The 18,308-nt window shown below is 62.2% G+C and carries 16 protein-coding genes; 1 reads left to right on the forward strand and 15 read right to left on the reverse strand.

Annotated features, from left to right (window positions below; genetic code table 11):
• Positions 1-48 precede the first annotated feature (48 nt).
• The 15 genes from purF to leuC form a co-directional block, all read right to left on the reverse strand.
• The gene (gene purF / locus O0882_RS02415) at positions 49-1,572 is read right to left on the reverse strand and encodes an amidophosphoribosyltransferase (protein ID WP_071076105.1); all 1,524 of its coding nucleotides are present in this window, start codon (positions 1,570-1,572) and stop codon (positions 49-51) included.
• A gap of 38 nt (positions 1,573-1,610) precedes the next feature.
• Positions 1,611-2,099, reverse strand: coding sequence for a CvpA family protein (locus tag O0882_RS02420; protein WP_289945060.1), 489 nt, complete (start codon positions 2,097-2,099; stop codon positions 1,611-1,613).
• A gap of 20 nt (positions 2,100-2,119) precedes the next feature.
• Positions 2,120-3,115, reverse strand: a complete 996-nt coding sequence (locus O0882_RS02425) for an SPOR domain-containing protein (protein ID WP_289945062.1) — start codon at positions 3,113-3,115, stop codon at positions 2,120-2,122.
• Between the two features lie 24 nt (positions 3,116-3,139).
• Complete coding sequence (gene folC / locus O0882_RS02430; protein WP_289945063.1) at positions 3,140-4,438, reverse strand: bifunctional tetrahydrofolate synthase/dihydrofolate synthase; 1,299 nt, start codon at positions 4,436-4,438, stop codon at positions 3,140-3,142.
• Between the two features lie 148 nt (positions 4,439-4,586).
• On the reverse strand, positions 4,587-5,459 hold the full coding sequence (gene accD / locus O0882_RS02435; RefSeq protein WP_010400390.1) for an acetyl-CoA carboxylase, carboxyltransferase subunit beta: 873 nt from the start codon (positions 5,457-5,459) through the stop codon (positions 4,587-4,589).
• 197 nt (positions 5,460-5,656) lie between these two features.
• Positions 5,657-6,454 (reverse strand): tryptophan synthase subunit alpha, encoded by a 798-nt coding sequence (trpA, locus tag O0882_RS02440; RefSeq protein ID WP_289945065.1) that lies wholly within the window; start codon positions 6,452-6,454, stop codon positions 5,657-5,659.
• Between the two features lie 99 nt (positions 6,455-6,553).
• On the reverse strand, positions 6,554-7,816 hold the full coding sequence (gene trpB, locus O0882_RS02445; protein ID WP_289945067.1) for a tryptophan synthase subunit beta: 1,263 nt from the start codon (positions 7,814-7,816) through the stop codon (positions 6,554-6,556).
• A complete protein-coding gene (locus O0882_RS02450; protein ID WP_289945069.1) occupies positions 7,809-8,492 on the reverse strand; it encodes a phosphoribosylanthranilate isomerase in 684 nt (227 codons plus the stop codon). The genes trpB and O0882_RS02450 overlap by 8 nt, the downstream gene beginning before the upstream one ends.
• A 21-nt stretch (positions 8,493-8,513) precedes the next feature.
• A complete protein-coding gene (gene truA, locus O0882_RS02455) occupies positions 8,514-9,344 on the reverse strand; it encodes a tRNA pseudouridine(38-40) synthase TruA (protein ID WP_071076099.1) in 831 nt (276 codons plus the stop codon).
• 46 nt (positions 9,345-9,390) lie between these two features.
• A complete protein-coding gene (locus O0882_RS02460) occupies positions 9,391-11,874 on the reverse strand; it encodes a FimV/HubP family polar landmark protein (protein WP_289945072.1) in 2,484 nt (827 codons plus the stop codon).
• A gap of 255 nt (positions 11,875-12,129) precedes the next feature.
• Positions 12,130-13,257 carry an aspartate-semialdehyde dehydrogenase gene (gene asd, locus O0882_RS02465; RefSeq protein ID WP_289945074.1) on the reverse strand — a complete coding sequence of 376 codons (1,128 nt, stop codon included), beginning with the start codon at positions 13,255-13,257 and terminating at the stop codon, positions 12,130-12,132.
• A 45-nt stretch (positions 13,258-13,302) separates the two neighbouring features.
• A complete protein-coding gene (gene leuB / locus O0882_RS02470) occupies positions 13,303-14,373 on the reverse strand; it encodes a 3-isopropylmalate dehydrogenase (RefSeq protein WP_289945076.1) in 1,071 nt (356 codons plus the stop codon).
• Positions 14,374-14,384: 11 nt separating this feature from the next.
• Positions 14,385-15,032 (reverse strand): 3-isopropylmalate dehydratase small subunit, encoded by a 648-nt coding sequence (gene leuD / locus O0882_RS02475; RefSeq protein ID WP_071076096.1) that lies wholly within the window; start codon positions 15,030-15,032, stop codon positions 14,385-14,387.
• Between the two features lie 51 nt (positions 15,033-15,083).
• Positions 15,084-15,206 (reverse strand): entericidin A/B family lipoprotein, encoded by a 123-nt coding sequence (locus tag O0882_RS02480; RefSeq protein WP_010400408.1) that lies wholly within the window; start codon positions 15,204-15,206, stop codon positions 15,084-15,086.
• 68 nt (positions 15,207-15,274) lie between these two features.
• The gene (gene leuC, locus O0882_RS02485; RefSeq protein ID WP_289945077.1) at positions 15,275-16,678 is read right to left on the reverse strand and encodes a 3-isopropylmalate dehydratase large subunit; all 1,404 of its coding nucleotides are present in this window, start codon (positions 16,676-16,678) and stop codon (positions 15,275-15,277) included.
• A gap of 331 nt (positions 16,679-17,009) precedes the next feature.
• Here leuC and O0882_RS02490 point away from each other — a divergent pair, with 331 nt between their 5' ends.
• The gene (locus O0882_RS02490; RefSeq protein ID WP_289945078.1) at positions 17,010-18,140 is read left to right on the forward strand and encodes a S41 family peptidase; all 1,131 of its coding nucleotides are present in this window, start codon (positions 17,010-17,012) and stop codon (positions 18,138-18,140) included.
• Positions 18,141-18,308: the final 168 nt, after the last annotated feature.

The raw sequence follows: 18,308 nt of genomic DNA on the forward strand, positions 1-18,308 counted from the left end.
CTGAAGGTCTGACCCCAAAAAAAGCCCGGCATCGGCCGGGCAGGTTACTTATGCTTCTGTCGTTGCCAGGTTCAGGTTCAGCTGGGAACGTGGCGTATCTTCCGGCGCTGCCGCCTTCGGATGGTGGCGCGCATATTCCAGGCGGTCCAGGTATTCCTGCGACACGTCACCCGTCACGTACACGCCATCGAAGCACGAAGCCTCGAAGTTCGTCAGTGCCGGATTGACATCGGCAATCGCCTGTTTGAGCGCACCGATATCCTGGTACACCAGGTAATCAGCCGTGATTTCACGGCACACTTCTTCCGTCGTGCGGCCGTAGGCGATCAGTTCATCGCGCGTCGGCATGTCGATGCCGTACACGTTCGGGTAGATCACCGGTGGCGCGGCCGAGGCGAAGATGACTTTCGTCGCGCCCGCTTCGCGTGCCATCTGCACGATTTCACGGCTGGTGGTGCCGCGCACGATGGAATCGTCGACCAGCAACACCACTTTATCCTTGAATTCGGACGGGATCGCGTTGAGCTTCTGGCGCACGGATTTCTTGCGCGCCGCCTGGCCCGGCATGATGAAGGTACGGCCGATGTAGCGGTTCTTGATGAAGCCTTCGCGGTATTCCAGGTTCAGCGCCAGTGCCAGCTGGATGGCGGCAGGACGCGAGGAATCGGGAATCGGCATGACCACGTCGATATGCACGTCCGGCAATTCGGCACGGATTTTTTCAGCCAGGTATTCGCCCATTTTCAGGCGTGTGGCGTACACGGAGGCGCCGTCGATGACGGAGTCGGGACGGGCCAGGTAGACGAATTCGAACACGCAGGGATTCAGGCTGGCATTGTCGGCGCACTGGGCGCTGTGCAATTTCTTGTCGGCATCGATAAAAACGGCTTCGCCGGGACCGATGTCGCGCACGAAGCGGAAGCCCATGCCTTCCAGGGCCACGGATTCGGAGGCGATCAGGTATTCGGGGCCTTGCTCCGTTTCATTGATACCCAGGCACAGCGGACGGATGCCGTGCGGGTCGCGGAAGGCCAGCAAGCCCACGCCGGCGATTTGCGCCACGGCGGCGTAGCCGCCCTTGACGCGGCGGTTCAGCACGGTGATGGCCTTGAAGATGGCTTCCGGGTCCAGGTTCAGGCCCGTTGTCGCTTCCTGGATTTCATGCGCCAGCACGTTGAGCAGCACTTCCGAATCGGAATCGGTATTGATGTGGCGGCGGTCATTTTTGAACATTTCCTGTTTCAACTGTTCCCAGTTGGTCAGGTTGCCATTGTGCGCCAGGGTGATGCCGAACGGCGCATTCACATAAAACGGTTGTGCTTCCTCTTCGCTCGACGAACCGGCCGTCGGGTAGCGGCAATGGCCGATGCCCGTCGTGCCTTGCAGCGAACGCATGTTGCGCGTACGGAAGACGTCACGCACGAGGCCATTGGCTTTGTGCATGGAAAACATACTGCTGTGATTGGTCGCAATCCCTGCCGCGTCCTGACCGCGATGTTGCAAGAGCAACAATGCATCATAGAGCAATTGATTGACAGGTTGATGGGAAACGACGCCGACGATGCCACACATGGTGTGCTCCTAAACTGTGCTACTGATTTTAAAAAAATTCAAAATTTCACATGCTGCGCGTAAGCGGCAGGCAGATAAGGCTTGATGGCACGCGCGCCCTGCTCCGCGAGCGGGCTGAGCAGCGCATTTTTCCAGAATGACTGCTGCGGCAAGGAAGTCATGCCACACAAGATGACGGTGGTCAGCACGATCACCAGGCCCCGCGCCACGCCGAACAGGCTGCCCAGCGTGCGGTCGGCCAGGCTCAGGCCCGTCACCTTGACCAGTGCGTCGACCGTCATGGACAGCAATCCCATCAAAATGCGCACGCCGATGAACAGCACCACGAAGGCCAGCAACAGGCGGACGGCTTCGCCCGGCACGGCTTCCGGCAAGAATTTCGCCAGGGTGGCGCCATACGCGTTGGCGATGACGAAAGCCACGATCCAGCTGACCAATGACAGTATTTCCTTGACCAGGCCACGCATCATGCTGATCAGCACGGACGTCACCAGCACAAACAGCACCAGGTAATCGAAGATCGTCACGCGCGTTCAGCCTTGCAACATCACGCCGGCACCAGACTGCCGCCCAGGCCCAGCTTTTGCAGCTTGGCGCGGGTCTTTTCGGCGTCTTCGCGGCTGCCGAACGGGCCCACGCGCACGCGGATGCGCTCGCCCGCCGGGCTGGAGACTTTCTGCGTATAGGACTTGATGCCCGCTTCGCGCAGCTTGTCCTGCAATTCATCGACCTTGTCCTGCGTCGCCAGGGCCGCTACCTGCACCACGAACTTGCCGCTGCCGGCGTCGTGCGCCTTGTCTTGCGCCTTGTCTTGCGCCTTGTCCTGCACCTTCTCTTGCGGCTTGCCTTCCAGAATCGCCAGCGCGCGCGCGGCATCGTCGGCCGATTGCGCCGGCTTGGCAGGCTTCGGTTCGGGCTTGGCTTCCGGTTTTACTTCATGCTTGGGCTCAGGCTTGGGTTCGGGCTTGGATTCGTGTTTCGGCTCGGGCTTGCTTTCGTGTTTCGGTTCCGGTTTCGGCTCCATCTTGACAGGCTTGGGCTCGGGTTTCGGTTCCACATAAGTTGGCTTGACCGGTGCAGGCTGGGCGGCGGCCAACACGGGTGCCGGTGTGGGCGTCGGCTTGGCCGCAGGCGGCAGCGGCGTATCGACGATTTCCTCGGACTGGTCCAGGCCATTCGCTGCAGCTTGCGCCGGGACGGCCGGCACGGGCGCCGGTGCAGGCGCGACGGCCTTTTCCTTCGATGGGATGTCGATGGCGATATCGTTGAATGGCGCTTTCGGCTCGGAATCGAGCAGCATCGGCAAGCCGACAGCCACGCCCAGGGCCAGGGCGATGGCCCCCACCAGGCGGCGGCGGGCGCGCTTTTTTTCAGGCAAGACCGGGTCCGGCGCTTCCTTGCCGCCACGGCGCGAACCGCCGCCACCGGAGGTGTTGGCGGCGCGTTTGCGGGTCGGCGACTGTGCTTCGCCAGGGACATAAAAGCCGCTGTCTTCGCCAGAGGATTCTTGCTTGTTTTTAAACAGTTTCGAGAACAAGCCCATGCGTGATTTTCAGTCGAGTGCGTTTCAGTGAAGTGAGGATTTTCGGGCCTTCATCACGCCGGCGACGGTGAGGAAAGAACCAAAGACCACAATTCTATCATTCTCACCGGCCCGGCTCATTGCATTTGCAAAAGCTTGTGCCGGATCATCGAAAATAGACACAGTATGCTCGCTGCTGTCGGGCTTATCTTCCAGCATGATCTGCACCTTGGCGGCCAGCTCGGAAGCCGTGGCCGCGCGCGGCGAAGGCAAGCCCGTCAGGCACCAGTGGTCGACGTGTTCGCTCATCGCGGCCAGCACGCCATCGATATCCTTGTCGTGCATGGAACCGAACACGGCATAGGTGTATGGGTGAAACCCCATGTTGCCCAGGTTCTGGTTCAGCGCCGCGGCAGCGTGGGGGTTGTGCGCCACGTCGAGGATCACGCTGGGGCGCCCAGGCAAGACCTGGAAGCGGCCCGGCAATTCCACTGTCACCAGGCCCGTGCGCACTTCCTGCGCGCCCACGGGCAGTTTCAGCCTCAGCACTTCCAGCGCGGCCAGCACGGCCGTCGCATTCAGGATCTGGTTGGCGCCGCGCAAGCTCGGGTAGGCCAGCGAATTGCGGCGCTGCTCGCGTCCGCCGTAGTTCCACTGCTGCTTGTCGCCCGAATAGTTGAAATCACGGCCCATCAGCCACAGGTCGGCGCCGATGGCGGCCGCATGGTCGATCAGCGACTGCGGCGGCACGGGGTCGCTGCAGATGGCCGCCTTGCCCGGACGGAAGATGCCGGCCTTTTCAAAGCCGATCGCTTCACGCGTGTCGCCCAGATAATCCGTATGGTCGATGTCGACGCTGGTGACGATGGCCACATCGGCGTCGATCACGTTGACGGCATCGAGACGCCCGCCCAGACCCACTTCCAGGATGGCCACGTCCAAGTTGGCTTGCGACAGCAAATGGAGGATGGCCAGGGTGGTGAATTCGAAATACGTCAGCGGCGTGTCGCCGCGCACGGCTTCGACGGCATGGAAGCTGGCAACGAGCTGTTCGTCGCTGGCCATCTCGCCCAGCACGCGCGCACGCTCATTGAAATCGAGAAAGTGCGGCTTGATGTACAGCCCCACTTTGTAGCCGGCACGCAACAGCACGGACTCCAGCATGGCGCAGGTGGACCCTTTGCCATTCGTGCCCGCCACCATGATCACGGGGCAAGTAAACGCCAGTTGCATGCGCGCCTTGACGGCTTGCACACGGTCCAGGCCCATGTTGATCTGGGTTTCCGAATGGCGGGTTTCCAGCATGGCGAGCCAGTCCGGCAAGGTGGTGGGGAGGTTTGGCATGGGAGACTTCTTGAAAAGAGTGCGCGAGGCAATGAGACGGGTAAACCAACGAAGAGGGCCGGTCCCTGCGGGATCGAGATTCACGCCACTGGAGTGAATCTCCCCATCGGGTCCGACCCCGGCAGTTCAGGTTTTGGGGTAAATCCAATTACGCAAGTACTTCAACGGCCTGGTTCTGCAACAAAGCCAGCAGACGGGCGATTTCTTCGCGCATCTTGCGGCGGTCGACGATCATGTCGACGGCGCCCTTGGTGACGAGGAACTCGGCGCGCTGGAAGCCTTCCGGCAGTTTTTCGCGCACGGTGTTTTCAATCACGCGCGGGCCGGCAAAGCCGATCAGCGCTTTCGGCTCGGCGATCACCACGTCGCCCATGAAGGCGAACGAGGCGGACACGCCGCCCATGGTCGGGTCGGTCAGCACGCTGATGAATGGCAATTTCTTTTCCGACAGCTTGGTCAGCATGGCCGTGGTTTTCGCCATCTGCATCAGCGACAGCAAGCCTTCCTGCATGCGCGCGCCACCGGTGGCGGTGATGCAAATGAACGGCACTTTCTGTTCCAGCGCGATTTGCGCGCCGCGCACGAAGCGCTCGCCCACGACGGAGCCCATGGAGCCGCCCATGAATTCGAATTCGAAGCACGCCACGACGACTGGCAGGCTCATGATGGCGCCGCCCATGACGACCATCGCATCCGTCTCGCCCGTCGCTTCCATGGCGGACTTCAGGCGGTCCGGGTATTTCTTGCTGTCCTTGAACTTCAGGGTGTCGACGGGCAGGATTTCCTGGCCAATTTCATAGCGGCCACCCGCGTCGAGCAGGCTGTCGAGGCGTTCACGCGCACGGATGCGCATGTGATGGTCGCATTTCGGGCACACGTGCAAATTCGATTCCAGGTCCGTACGGTACAGCACGGCTTCGCACGACGGGCACTTGACCCACAGGCCTTCCGGCATGGTCTTGCGCGCGGCAGCATCAGAACGCTGGATGCGCGGTGGCAGCAGTTTTTCCAACCAACTCATATTTTCTCCTTGGGCCCTTGTTGGGGTAGCGTCGGTGGACGCCCCCGGCAGACGGTCAACGGCGACACCCCGCAGGACGCCACCAAAAATTTTATCTATTGCACAATAACAGGCAAATCAGTGGCCGAAGTGTAGCCGTTTATCGCCGGGCTGTCGAACTTTGCCGCCAACGCATCTTGCGTAAACGGCAAGCTTGCTCAGGCATCCAGAGCGGCGCGGATGCCTGCCGTAAAGCTGCGCACGGCGTCCACGGCACCCCCTTCCGGGGCATTTTCGATTTCCTGGATGATGCGGCTGCCGATCACGACGGCATCGGCCACCTTGGCAACGGCCTTGGCCGTGGCGCCATCGCGGATGCCGAAGCCCACGCCGATGGGTAATTTTACATGCTGGCGGATGGCCGCGAGACGTTCCGCCACCTGTTCCGTATCAATGTTTCCCGCTCCTGTCACACCTTTCAGCGACACGTAATAGCTGAAGCCGCCGCCAACCTTGGCCACTTGCGCGATGCGCTCTTCGGTCGAGGTGGGCGCCAGCAGGAAGATCAGGTCGAGACCCGCTTCGCGCATGGCGGCACCAAACTCCTCGCACTCTTCCGGCGGATAGTCGACGACGATGGCGCCATCGGCGCCGGCCGCTTGCGCTGCCGCAATAAAAGCGGCGCTGCCGATGCGCTCGATGGGATTGGCATAGCCCATCAGCACCACGGGCGTCGTCTGGTTCGTTACACGGAACTGGCGCACATAGCCGAACACGTCGTGGATGCCGACATTGAATTTCAAGGCCCGTTCGCAGGCGCGCTGGATGACGGGGCCTTCGGCCATGGGGTCGGAAAACGGCACGCCCAGTTCCAGTATGTCGGCGCCGCCCTCGACGAGCGCGTGCATCAAGGGCACGGTGGCGTCAGGGCCGGGATCGCCGGCGGTGATGAAGGTGACCAGGCCGGTCTTGTTGTTGGACTTTAAATTGGCAAAGGTGGTGGCGATACGGGACATGGATATCTTTCGTGGTGATGGATAGAGGAAATAATTTCAACCCAGGAGCAAAGACCGGGGTCGGACCCTGAGGGTCCGACCCCAGCCGTTATTGGGGTCTCAGGAGAAATTGAGTCCCATGCGCTCCGCCACGGTATGCATGTCCTTGTCGCCACGGCCCGACAGGTTGGCCAGCACGATCTGGTCTTTCGGCAAGGTAGCCGCCAGCTTGGCCGCGTAGGCCAGCGCGTGCGACGATTCCAGGGCCGGGATGATGCCTTCGATATGGCAGCAGTCGTGGAAGGCCTGCAGCGCCTCATCGTCCGTGATGGACACGTATTGCGCGCGGCCCGAGTCTTTCAACCAGGCATGTTCCGGACCCACGCCCGGATAGTCCAGGCCGGCCGAGACGGAATGCGTCTCGATGATCTGGCCGTTTTCATCCTGCAGCAGATAGGTGCGGTTGCCGTGCAGCACGCCCGGAAAACCAGCCGTCAGCGAAGCCGAGTGCTTGCCCGTGTCCAATCCTTCACCGGCCGCTTCCACGCCGATCAGTTTGACATCCTTCTGATCGATATACGGGTAAAAGATGCCCATGGCGTTCGAGCCGCCGCCGATGCAGGCCACCACATAGTCGGGCTGGCGGCCCGTCATTTCCGGCATCTGCACCAGGCATTCCTCGCCGATCACGGACTGGAAGTCGCGCACCATCATCGGGTAAGGATGGGGTCCGGCCACGGTGCCGATGATATAAAAGGTGTTTTCGATGTTGGTGACCCAGTCGCGCATGGCTTCGTTCAGCGCATCTTTCAAGGTCTTGGAGCCGGATTCGACCGGTACGACGGTGGCGCCCAGCAATTTCATACGGTACACGTTCTGCGCCTGGCGCTTGACGTCTTCGCTGCCCATGTAGACCACGCATTCGAGGCCGAAGCGGGCGCAGATGGTGGCCGTGGCCACGCCATGCTGTCCCGCGCCCGTCTCGGCGATGATGCGCGGCTTGCCCATGCGTTTGGCCAGCAAGGCCTGGCCGATCACGTTGTTGATCTTGTGCGCGCCCGTGTGGTTCAAGTCTTCGCGCTTGAAATAGATTTGCGCGCCACCGGCCATCTCGGACCAGCGCTTGGCGTGGTAGATGGGCGACGGACGGCCGACGAAATGCTTGAGCTCGTAGCGGAATTCTTCGAGGAATTCCGGGTCGACGCTGTAGCGGGCATAGGCATCTTTCAGCTCGGCCAGCGCGTGCGTGAGGGTTTCGGCAACAAACGCGCCGCCATACGGGCCGAAGTGGCCGCGCAGGTCAGGGAATGGGTAATCGGTGGCGTGGAACAATGCGGCGGCTGCGCCGGGCGCGGCGCTGTGGTCATTCATGTGGTCATTCATGGTGGTTTCCTCTGGCAATGATGGCATCGGCATCCTGCACCGCGGCGATAAACGCGCGGACACGGGACGCGTCCTTGATACCCTTGGACGCTTCGACACCACTGCTGATGTCGACGGCGTAAGGGCGCACGCGCACCACTGCGTCAGTCGCGTTTTGTACGCTCAAGCCACCACTTAAAACGACCCGAGGCGCGAGTTCTTCTGGAATGAGGGACCAATCGAATACCTTTCCTGCACCGCCATACGCATCCACATAGGTATCGAGCAAGAGGCTCGAGAACAAGGGACTGGCGGCGCGATAGCGCTGTTCGTATTCTAGCAAATCTTCACGGGAGGTGTCAGGTTTGACGCGGAACACTTGCGTAAACGGCGTATTGACGGCGCCGGCCAGCGCCGCGCTGTGTTCCGGCGTCTCGTCGCCATGAAATTGCAGCAGAGACAAGGGTGCCACGGCCCTAGTGGCCCGCACTTCTTCCACGGTGGCGTTGACGAACAGGCCCACCGTCGTCACGTACGGCGGCATGGCGGCGATCAGGGCCGCCGCCTGCCCGGGCGTCACATAGCGGGGGCTTTTCGGATAAAACACGAAGCCGATGGCGTCGGCGCCCGCCGCCACAACCGCCTGGATGTCTTCAACGCGGGTCAGGCCGCAGATCTTGATGCGTGTGCGTGGCATGTTATTCCTTAAGGTAAACCGTCAGAACCAGGGCAAGGCGCTGCTGCTGTCTTGCGGCAACTCCCACTTGGGATCGTAATCGATCTGCGCCAGGTACAAGCCGTCCGGCATGAAGGTGGGCGCGGCAGCGTGGCGGTCTTTGCTTTCCAGCAGATGCCCGAGCCAGTCCGGTTTTTCGCGTCCCGTGCCGATGTAGACGAGCGAGCCGACCAGGTTGCGCACCATGTGGTGCAGGAAGGCATTGGCCGTGATGGTAAAGATGACGCAATCGCCGCGCCGCTCGATGCGGATGTCGTGCATCAGCTTGACGGGCGACTTGGCCTGGCATTGCGCGGCGCGGAAGGCCGTGAAGTCGTGCCAGCCCAGCAGCGGCTGCACGGCCTGGCGCATCAGTTCCACGTCCAGCGGACGGAAAAAGAAGCCGGCGCGCCCTTCCACCAGCGGCGAGCGGGTGGCGTTGTTGTACAACACATAATGATAGGTACGCGCGCGCGCGCTGAAGCGGGCGTGGAAGAAATCGTTGACGGTGGGGTCGCCTTCGAGTTCCTTGGCCCAGCGCACGGCGATGGATTTCGGCAGGAAGGCGTTGACGCCGCGCACCCACGAGTGCACGTCGCGGTTCAGTTCCGTATCGAAATGCACCACTTGCTCGAGCGCATGCACGCCCGTGTCCGTGCGGCCGGCGCAGGTGGTGGCCAGGCGCACGCGGGCAAACTGCTCCAGCGCGTTTTCCAGCTGGTCCTGCACCGTCTGCCCATCTTCCTGTTTCTGGTATCCGTGCCAGGCCGTGCCGTCATACTGCAGGCCGAGGACGATACGCTTGAATGGGGTTGCTGTCGTAATATTTTGCATCGAAGCATTATACCGGCGCGGCAGCCTGCCGCACCGGCGGGCATTGCTAGCTGAGGAGTGCCTTCATTGTGTTCGCCTTGGCGACCTGCTCTTCGCTGCCGCCTTTGATGACCTCATCGATCAGCTCGCGCGCGCCTTCCTTGTCGCCGATTTCCTGGTAAGCGATCGCCAGGTCCAGCTTGGTATCCATTTCCATGTGGATGGCCGACAGCGGGTCATCCACACCCACACTGGCCGTCTTGCCATCGTTGAGGTCCAGGTCGATGCCGGACAGGTCGAATTCTTGCGCGGGCGGTATGGCTTCCGGCAAGGTTGCTGGCGTTTGCGCATCGTCAAACAGGCTGTCGATGGAAGACTCGGTCGCCGCCATCGGTGCGGCAGCGGGCGCCACCGGTTCGTCGAGGTCGAAATGGGCCAGGTCCACATCCTTCAACGGGTCGGGCAAAGGTGTCAAACCGGCGCCCACGCCATTCACGGGGCCGGCTGGCGGCTCCAGGTCGAGGCCGAAATCCATGCTGGCGTCATACTGCGCCTCCTGCGTAGTGGACTGCGGCTTGCTGTCCGGCCCCGGCATGACGATCGGGTCGCTGGTGGAGACGGGCTCGAAATCGAGGCTGTCGAGGTCAAAATCGAGGGGATCGCGCGCATCGCGGGCCGCCACGGACGACACCGGCTCAACCGGCGCCAGGTCGGCCAGCGGCATTGACGGCTCGTCAGGCAAGTCCATGCTCTGGCCATGCAAGTCGTCGCCGGCGCCCTTGCTCAGGCTGACGACGGCGTCGTCTTCCGTGTCGCCATACAGGGGATTGGTGGGATCGAGCGCCATGCCCAGCGCGGCCGCCTGCGGCCACTCCTCGCCCTGGCCCCGCGTCAGGCTGTACAGCTCGCTAGCCTGGTCTTCGAACGCGCGCACATCGTTGCGGGCCGAATAGATTTCCAGCAACTTCAGGCGGGCCGCATGGCGCTCGGGGTGGATGCGCAAGGCTTCCTTGAGGATATCTTCCGCCTGGCCATCGCGGCCGTAGGCGATATACACGTCCGCTTCGGCGACGGGGTCCGTTTCATTGCCTTCAAGCATGCTGGCGCCCGCCGCGGCGGCCACGCCGGCTGCGGCGGCGCCCGTGCCGAACAGGTGGTTGCTCGCTTCGGACTGCTGGTCTTCCGGCGCCAGGCCCGATGGCGGCGTCACCGGCGCTTCCGGTTCAAGCACGGGCGCCACGCTCTCTGGCGCCGGCGGCGCGTCCTTGCGGCGGCGCGCGATCACCAGCGCAGCCACGGCGGCCAGCAATGCGGCCAGACCGATGCCGATGGCCCCCAGGTGGTCGCTGATCTTGTCGGTGATGGTCGGCTCCAGCGGCGATGGTTTTTTTACCAGCGGCACCGGTTTCGCCTTGGGTACGGGAGGCAGGGCTTCGGCTGGCGCGCTGGCGATGGCGCTGGCCGGTGAGTTTGCCGACGCGCTGGCAGCGGCCTCGGCCGGTTTGGCGGGTGCTGGCGCGCTCTTGTCTGCCATGGCCTTGCTCTTGACCGCCATCAACTTTTCCAGGTCGCTGACGTTCTTTTCCAGCTCCTTGACACGGGCGGCCGCTTCATCGACCTGCTTCGCCTTGGCGATCTTGTCTTCCTCGCTGGCGATGGCGCTCTTGCCGGCCGACTTGGCCGCCGGCTCCGCCTTCGACAGTTTCAGCTTGTCTTGCGACTCGCTCACGGCCGTCGGCTTTTCCTGGACCTTGGTCGCGCCGATCTTGCCAGCCGTGCTTTGCGTCGCCTGCGCCGCCTTGGCCGGCTTGCTTTGCGATACCTGCCCCGCCAGCTTGTTGCGGTAGGCTTCGAAATCGATGGCGTGCGCCGTCACGACGCCCTTCGCTTCGGCCGCGTCGGTGGCGCGCACGGCGTCCGCGCCCGGCACGGCCAGGATGCGCCCGGCCTGCATGCGGTTCATGTTCTCGCCTCTGAAGGCATCGGGGTTGGCGCGGTACAGGGCGACGAGCATCATGTCGAGCGAAACGCCCGATGGTTTCAGTTCGCTGGCGATGCGGCTCAGGGTGTCGCCCGCCTTGACCTTGTATTCGCCAGCCGGCTTCTTGCGTGACTCTTGCGCCGCCGTCGGCTCCACATTGCGCCCGGCCCGGCCCGGTTCGGCCGGGGCCGTCACTTGCGCGCCGCGCGTCTGGCGCGCCTCGGGCGTGTCGAGCACGAACGCATATTCGCGTACCTGGCGCCCGCTCTTGCTGCTCAGTTCCAGCAGCAAATCCACCATGGGCTCGGCCACCGCTTGCGCCGAGCTGATGCGAATGAAGGATTTGCCGTTGCGGCTTTCCACGGCAAACGTCAGCGCGTTCAGGGCCGGATTGAATTCCACGTTGGCCTGGCGGTAGGCATCCGGCGGCGCCAGCTTGGCCAGCAGGCTGCTTGCCTCGCCTGGCTTGACTGCCGATAATTCGACCTCGGCGCGCAGCGGCTGGCCGGCGGCGGATAGCACCGTGATCTTGCCCAGCTCGGCTGCGGATACCGCCGGTGACAATAACACCGCACAGGCGACAGCGCTGCTGAGTGTTTTAATGGCAAGGGAGGCGACCCGGGGACGAGTATGTACAGGCATAGTTGGCGGCATCTTAGTTGACATGGGAAAACTGTTACTTTTCCAGAGGTATCAACATATCATCATGCCCAGAGCTATGCAAGCTCCGCATGGTTGAGCCTTGACGGGCTCAGGACGAAAAAAAAGCCGGGAAAACAGCCCCGGCTTGATCTGCATCAGCAATTGATTGCTGATTTATTGCTGTTACGCGTCCAGCAAAATGCGCAGCATGCGGCGCAGCGGCTCGGCCGCGCCCCACAGCAATTGATCGCCCACGGTGAAGGCGGACAGGTATTCGCCGCCCATGCTCATCTTGCGCACGCGGCCCACAGGAATCGTCAGGCTGCCCGTGACGGCTGCCGGCGACAGGTCGCGCACGGACGCTTCGCGCGTGTTCGGGACCAGCTTGACCCATTGATTGTTGCTGGCGATGATGTCGTTGATTTCATCGAGCGGCACGTCTTTTTTGAGCTTGATGGTCAGCGCTTGCGAATGGCAGCGCATGGCGCCGATACGCACGCACAGGCCGTCGACAGGAATTTCCCTGGTGCCGAAATCGATGCCGCGACCGAGGATCTTGTTCGTTTCCGCGCCCGCCTTCCACTCTTCCTTCGACTGGCCGTTGCCCAGGTCCTTGTCGATCCACGGAATCAGGTTGCCGGCCAGCGGCGCACCGAATTGCTTGATTTCATCCGGGGAATAGCCGTGCTGGGTGGCCAGCACCTGGCGGTCGATTTCCAGGATGGCGGAAGCGGGGTTCTCCAGCAGCGCCTTGACGGAGCTGTTGATGGTGCCAAATTGCGTCAGCAGTTCGCGCATGTGCTGCGCGCCGCCGCCCGATGCCGCCTGGTAGGTCATCGACGTCATCCAGTCGATCAGGTCGTGCTGGAACAGGCCGCCCAGGCCCATCATCATGCAGGAAACGGTGCAATTGCCGCCGATGTAGTTCTTGACGCCCTTGCCCAGCGCATCCTTGATGACGTGCAGGTTGACGGGATCGAGCACGATGACGGCGTCTTTTTCCATGCGCAAGGTCGAGGCCGCATCGATCCAGTAGCCATTCCAGCCCGCTGCGCGCAGCTGCGGGAAGACGGCGCTAGTGTAGTCGCCGCCCTGGCAGGAAATGATGATGTCGCACTTGGACAGTTCGGCGATGTTATTGGCATCCTTGAGGATGGTTTCATTCTTCGCCATGGCCGGCGCCGCGCCGCCCGTGTTCGAGGTGGTGAAAAACACCGGTTCGATATGGGCGAAATCGCCCTCTTCCTGCATGCGTTGCATCAGGACCGAACCGACCATACCGCGCCAACCTACCAAGCCAACTAATTTCATTACCATTCCTCAAGATGAGACGGCGACTGCCGTCATTAGACTATTTTATCCCAGTGCTTTTACAACTGCATCGCCCATCGCCTCGGTACCGACCAAGGTGGTGCCCGCTTCGTGGATGTCGGCCGTGCGCAAGCCCTGCGCCAATACTTTCTTCACAGCACCTTCGATGCGGTTTGCCTGTTCTTCGCGGTGCAACGAATAGCGCAGCATCATGGCCGCCGACAAAATCGTCGCCAGCGGATTGGCGATGCCCTTGCCGGCGATATCGGGCGCCGAGCCGTGCGAGGGCTCATACAAGCCCTTGTTGTTGGCATCGAGCGAAGCGGACGGCAGCATGCCGATCGAGCCCGTCAGCATCGACGCCTGGTCGGACAAGATGTCGCCGAACATATTGCCAGTCACCAAGACGTCGAATTTTTTCGGCGCCCGCACCAGCTGCATGGCCGCGTTATCGACATACATATGATCGAGCGCAACATCCGGGTATTCCTTGTGCACATCGGTGACGATGTCGCGCCAGAACTGGAACGTTTCCAGCACGTTCGCCTTGTCCACGCTGGTCAAACGCTTGTCGCGCTTTTGCGCGGCCTGGAACGCCACGTGGGCGATACGGCGGATTTCGCCTTCCGCATAGCGCATGGTGTCAAATCCTTCGCGCTGGCCCTTGAACGGACCGTCCGGACACTCGCGCAAGCCGCGCGGCTGGCCAAAATAAATGTCGCCCGTCAATTCGCGGATGATCAGGATATCCAGGCCGGAGACCACTTCCGGCTTCAGGGTCGAAGCACCTGCCAGTTCCGGGTACAAAATGGCCGGACGCAGGTTGGCGAACAGGCCCAGGTTCTTGCGCAAGCCCAGAATCGCCTGTTCCGGACGGAACTGGCGCTCCAGCTTGTCGTACTGGTAGTCGCCCACGGCGCCGAACAGCACGGCATCGGCCGCTTTTGCCAGCGCCAGGGTGCCTTCCGGCAACGGATGGCCATGGGCCGCATAGCCAGCGCCGCCCACGGGTGTCGTTTCCAGCTCGAACGATTCGCCCAGCACATTCAAGACCTTGACGGCTTGCGCGACGATTTCAGGACCGATGCCGTCGCCGGGTAAGATTGCAATTTTCATATTTTTATCGATTAGATGACGTTGGCGAGCCAGGGCTGATTGGTGAGATGACGCTCTTCGAAGGCGCGGATATCGTCCGCATGGCGCAGGGTCAGGCCGATATCGTCGAGGCCATTCATCAGGCAATATTTGCGGAAGGCGTCGATCTCGAATGGATACGAAACGGAACCATTGCTGGTGCGCACGCACTGCTGCTCCAGGTCCACCACCAGTTTGTAGCCGGGGAAGGCCTTGACTTCATTGAACAGGTGCTCGACCTGGCTTTCCGACAGCACGATGGGCAGCAAGCCATTCTTGTAGCAGTTATTGAAGAAGATGTCGGCGAACGAGGGCGCGATGATGGCGCGGAAACCATATTGATCGAGCGCCCACGGCGCGTGCTCGCGCGAGGAGCCGCAGCCGAAGTTCTTGCGCGTCAGCAAGATGGAAGCGCCCTGGTAGCGCGCCTCATTGAGCACGAACTCGGGGTTCAGCGGGCGGCGGCTATTGTCCTGACCCGGTTCGCCATGGTCCAGATAACGCCATTCGTCGAACAGGTTGGGGCCGAAACCGCTGCGGTGGATCGACTTCAGGAATTGCTTCGGGATAATCGCGTCGGTGTCGACGTTGGCGCGGTCCAGCGGGGCGACCAGGCCTTCGTAAATCGTAAATTTATCCATGCTGTTTCTACTCGGTAGGACGGGCGGCGCACTGCGCCGGCACGTCACGGTTTATTTTCCGCCGGCGCCAGTGACGACCTGGCCGACTTTCTGCACATCGCGGCCGATGCCGGAGACGGTGTTGCAGCCGGACAAGATGACGGTGGCGATGAGGAGGGCGAAGAGTTTTTTCATGATGATTTCTTGATAGTAAGTAAGGGACCGGAAACGCTAGTGTACGCCAGCGGCGCCGGTCCCTGCCCTCATCGCAAGCCCCGCACGTCGACAAAGTGGCCGGCGATACCCGCCGCCGCCGCCATCGCGGGCGACACCAGGTGGGTACGGCCGCCCTGCCCTTGCCGGCCTTCGAAGTTGCGGTTCGAGGTCGAGGCGCAGCGTTCGCCCGGTTCCAATCGGTCCGCATTCATGGCCAGGCACATGGAGCAACCCGGCTCGCGCCACTCGAAACCGGCATCCTTGAAGATGCGATCCAGGCCTTCGCGCTCGGCCTGGTCCTTGACGAGACCGGAACCAGGCACCACCAGCGCCAGGGTGACGTTCGAGGCGCGGTACTTGCCACGCACCACGGCGGCCGCCGCGCGCAAATCCTCGATGCGCGAATTGGTGCAGGAACCGATGAAGACCTTGTCGATGCGGATGTCTTCGATGGCGGTATTCGGTTTCAGGGCCATGTAGACCAGCGCCTTTTCCATCGCATCGCGCTTGACGCTGTCTTTTTCCTGGTCAGGATCAGGCACGCGGCCATCGACGCCGACCACCATCTCGGGCGATGTGCCCCAGGTCACTTGCGGCACGATCTCTTGCGCGTTGAGGGTGACGACCAGGTCGAAGCGGGCGCCTGGGTCCGAATGCAGGGTGCGCCAATAGGCCACGGCGCGTTCCCAGTGCGGACCGGCCGGCGAAAACGGACGGCCCTTGACGTAATTGATGGTGGTGTCATCCACGCCGATGATGCCGGCGCGCGCGCCAGCCTCGATGGCCATGTTGCACACCGTCATGCGTCCTTCCATCGACAGCGCGCGGATGGCCGAGCCGCCGAACTCGATACAGTAGCCCGTGCCGCCAGCCGTGCCGATCTTGCCGATGATGGCCAGCACGATGTCCTTGGCCGTCACGCCGGCCGGCAAAGCGCCGTCGACCTGCACCAGCATGGATTTGGATTTCTTTTGCAGCAAGGTTTGCGTGGCCAGCACGTGTTCCACTTCGGACGTGCCGATGCCGTGCGCCAGCGCGCCGAAAGCGCCGTGCGTGGACGTGTGCGAGTCGCCGCAGACCACCGTCATGCCGGGCAAGGTCGCGCCCTGTTCGGGGCCGATCACATGCACGATACCCTGGCGCTTGTCGTTCATGTTGAAGTAGGTCAAGCCGTAGTGCTTGGCGTTCTTGTCCAGCGTCTCGACCTGCAGGCGCGAGACCGGGTCGGCGATGCCGTCGACGCGGCTGGTGGTGGGCACATTATGGTCGGCCACGGCCAGGTTGGCGGAAATACGCCACGGCTGGCGGCCCGCCACGCTGAGCCCATCGAAGGCTTGCGGGCTGGTGACTTCGTGCAGCAGGTGCCGGTCGATGTACAAAATTGTCGTGCCATCATCTTCGGCCCGAACAACGTGGGATTCCCAGAGTTTGTCGTAAAGCGTCTTCATCATGATTTATGCAGCGTTGCCACAGCCTGTTTAAGTGATCAAGTGATACCAAGTCATACGGTGATCCACAAGGATTATGCCATATATTGGCCAACACAGAACCGAAACAGGCAAAAGCGTGGGATTGGCGATACAAAGTTTGGCCACGCTGTTGGATATGAGCTGGAAATTGCCGATACCGGCACATTGGCGGCATGCCGGCCCCATCCGCAGGCGAGCTGCCGAACGAGTCACGGCGCCGCCAGAAACTGATAATTTTTCTCAATCTTTCGTGTATTGTATTTCGACAATAATGACCGGTGCGCACACGCACCCACAAGCGATGGGAACCTGAATGAAACTGCACTTCTGGGCACTGGCCGCCCTCACCCTGGCCAACACGCATGCGCTCGCCGCCGCGCCAGGAGAAACCTGCGTACAGGACTTGCGCGCGATTCCCCCCTTCCTGCTGGAAAACGATACGGGCGCACGCGCCCACCTGGCGCAAAAGGGCCAGGCGTATTTCGACCGGGCGCTGGCCACGGCCACCACGGCGGCGGCCCACGCGGCCGACGACAAGGCTTGCGACGCGATCCTGGGAAACTATGTGGGCATGTGGCGCAAGGGCCATTTGTACGTGAAGCCGGGCAGCGCGCAAGACGTCGCCAAGCCGGCGCCGGCAAAGCCTAGCGTAGCGGGCCAGGCCGCACCGTCGAAGGAGCCGGCGCTGCAGATCTTGTCAGACTCGACTGTGCTCCTGACCCTGCCCAGCTTCCACGGCCGCTACCGCGCCGCCGTGGCCACCCTGCTCGACACGCACCACGCGGCACTGGCGGCGCGCCCCAACTGGATCCTCGACGTGCGCCGCAACGGCGGCGGCAGCGACAGCACGTATGCGCCGCTGCTGCAATGGATCAGCTCGGACGAAATGGTCAGCCTGGGCGCCGAATGGCTGTCCACGCCGGCCAATATCGAGGGCCAGGAAAGAGTCTGCGCGCTGCTCTCACCCGGCGACCAGGCCTGCGTCGACTTTGCGGCCGATGCCGTGTCACAGATGCGTACGGTCAAGCCGGGCGAATATGTGCCGCAGGAAAGTGGCGATCTCATCAGCTATACCCGCGTGAGCACGCCGGAGCCGCGCCGCCCCGCGCGCGTGGCCGTGCTGGTGGACCGCGATTGCGCCAGCTCTTGCGAAGAATTCCTGCTGGCGGCGCGGCAAAGTTTTCATGTCAAATTGATCGGCCGCAACAGCGAAGGCGCGCTCGACTATTCCAACCTGCGCCTGCACGCCCTGCCTTCCGGCGTGCGCCAGCTGCAATACGCCACCTCGCGCTCGGCCCGTTTACCGCAACTGCAGGTGGACCTGGGCGGCATCATGCCCGACATCTACCTGCCGCCACCAAAGGATGAGGCGGGCCGCGCGCAAGAAATCGTGCGCGTGCAGCGCTGGCTGGAAGGCGGCAGTCTACGCCCGGATAACATTTGACGCCGCTAGCACCATAAAAAAAGCCCGCTAAACATAGCGGGCTTTCTCATGAATACAGCGATACTTACGGCGCCTGAGAAAACCGTAGCGAGCGGAAGGGAGAGGTGGCTAAGAAGCGCAACCGTACTCTAGTACGGTGAGCATCGCAGGCCGCCTATACCGACGCGC

It is taken from the genome of Janthinobacterium sp. SUN073 (genome assembly GCF_030397665.1).
Lineage (GTDB): Bacteria > Pseudomonadota > Gammaproteobacteria > Burkholderiales > Burkholderiaceae_D > Janthinobacterium.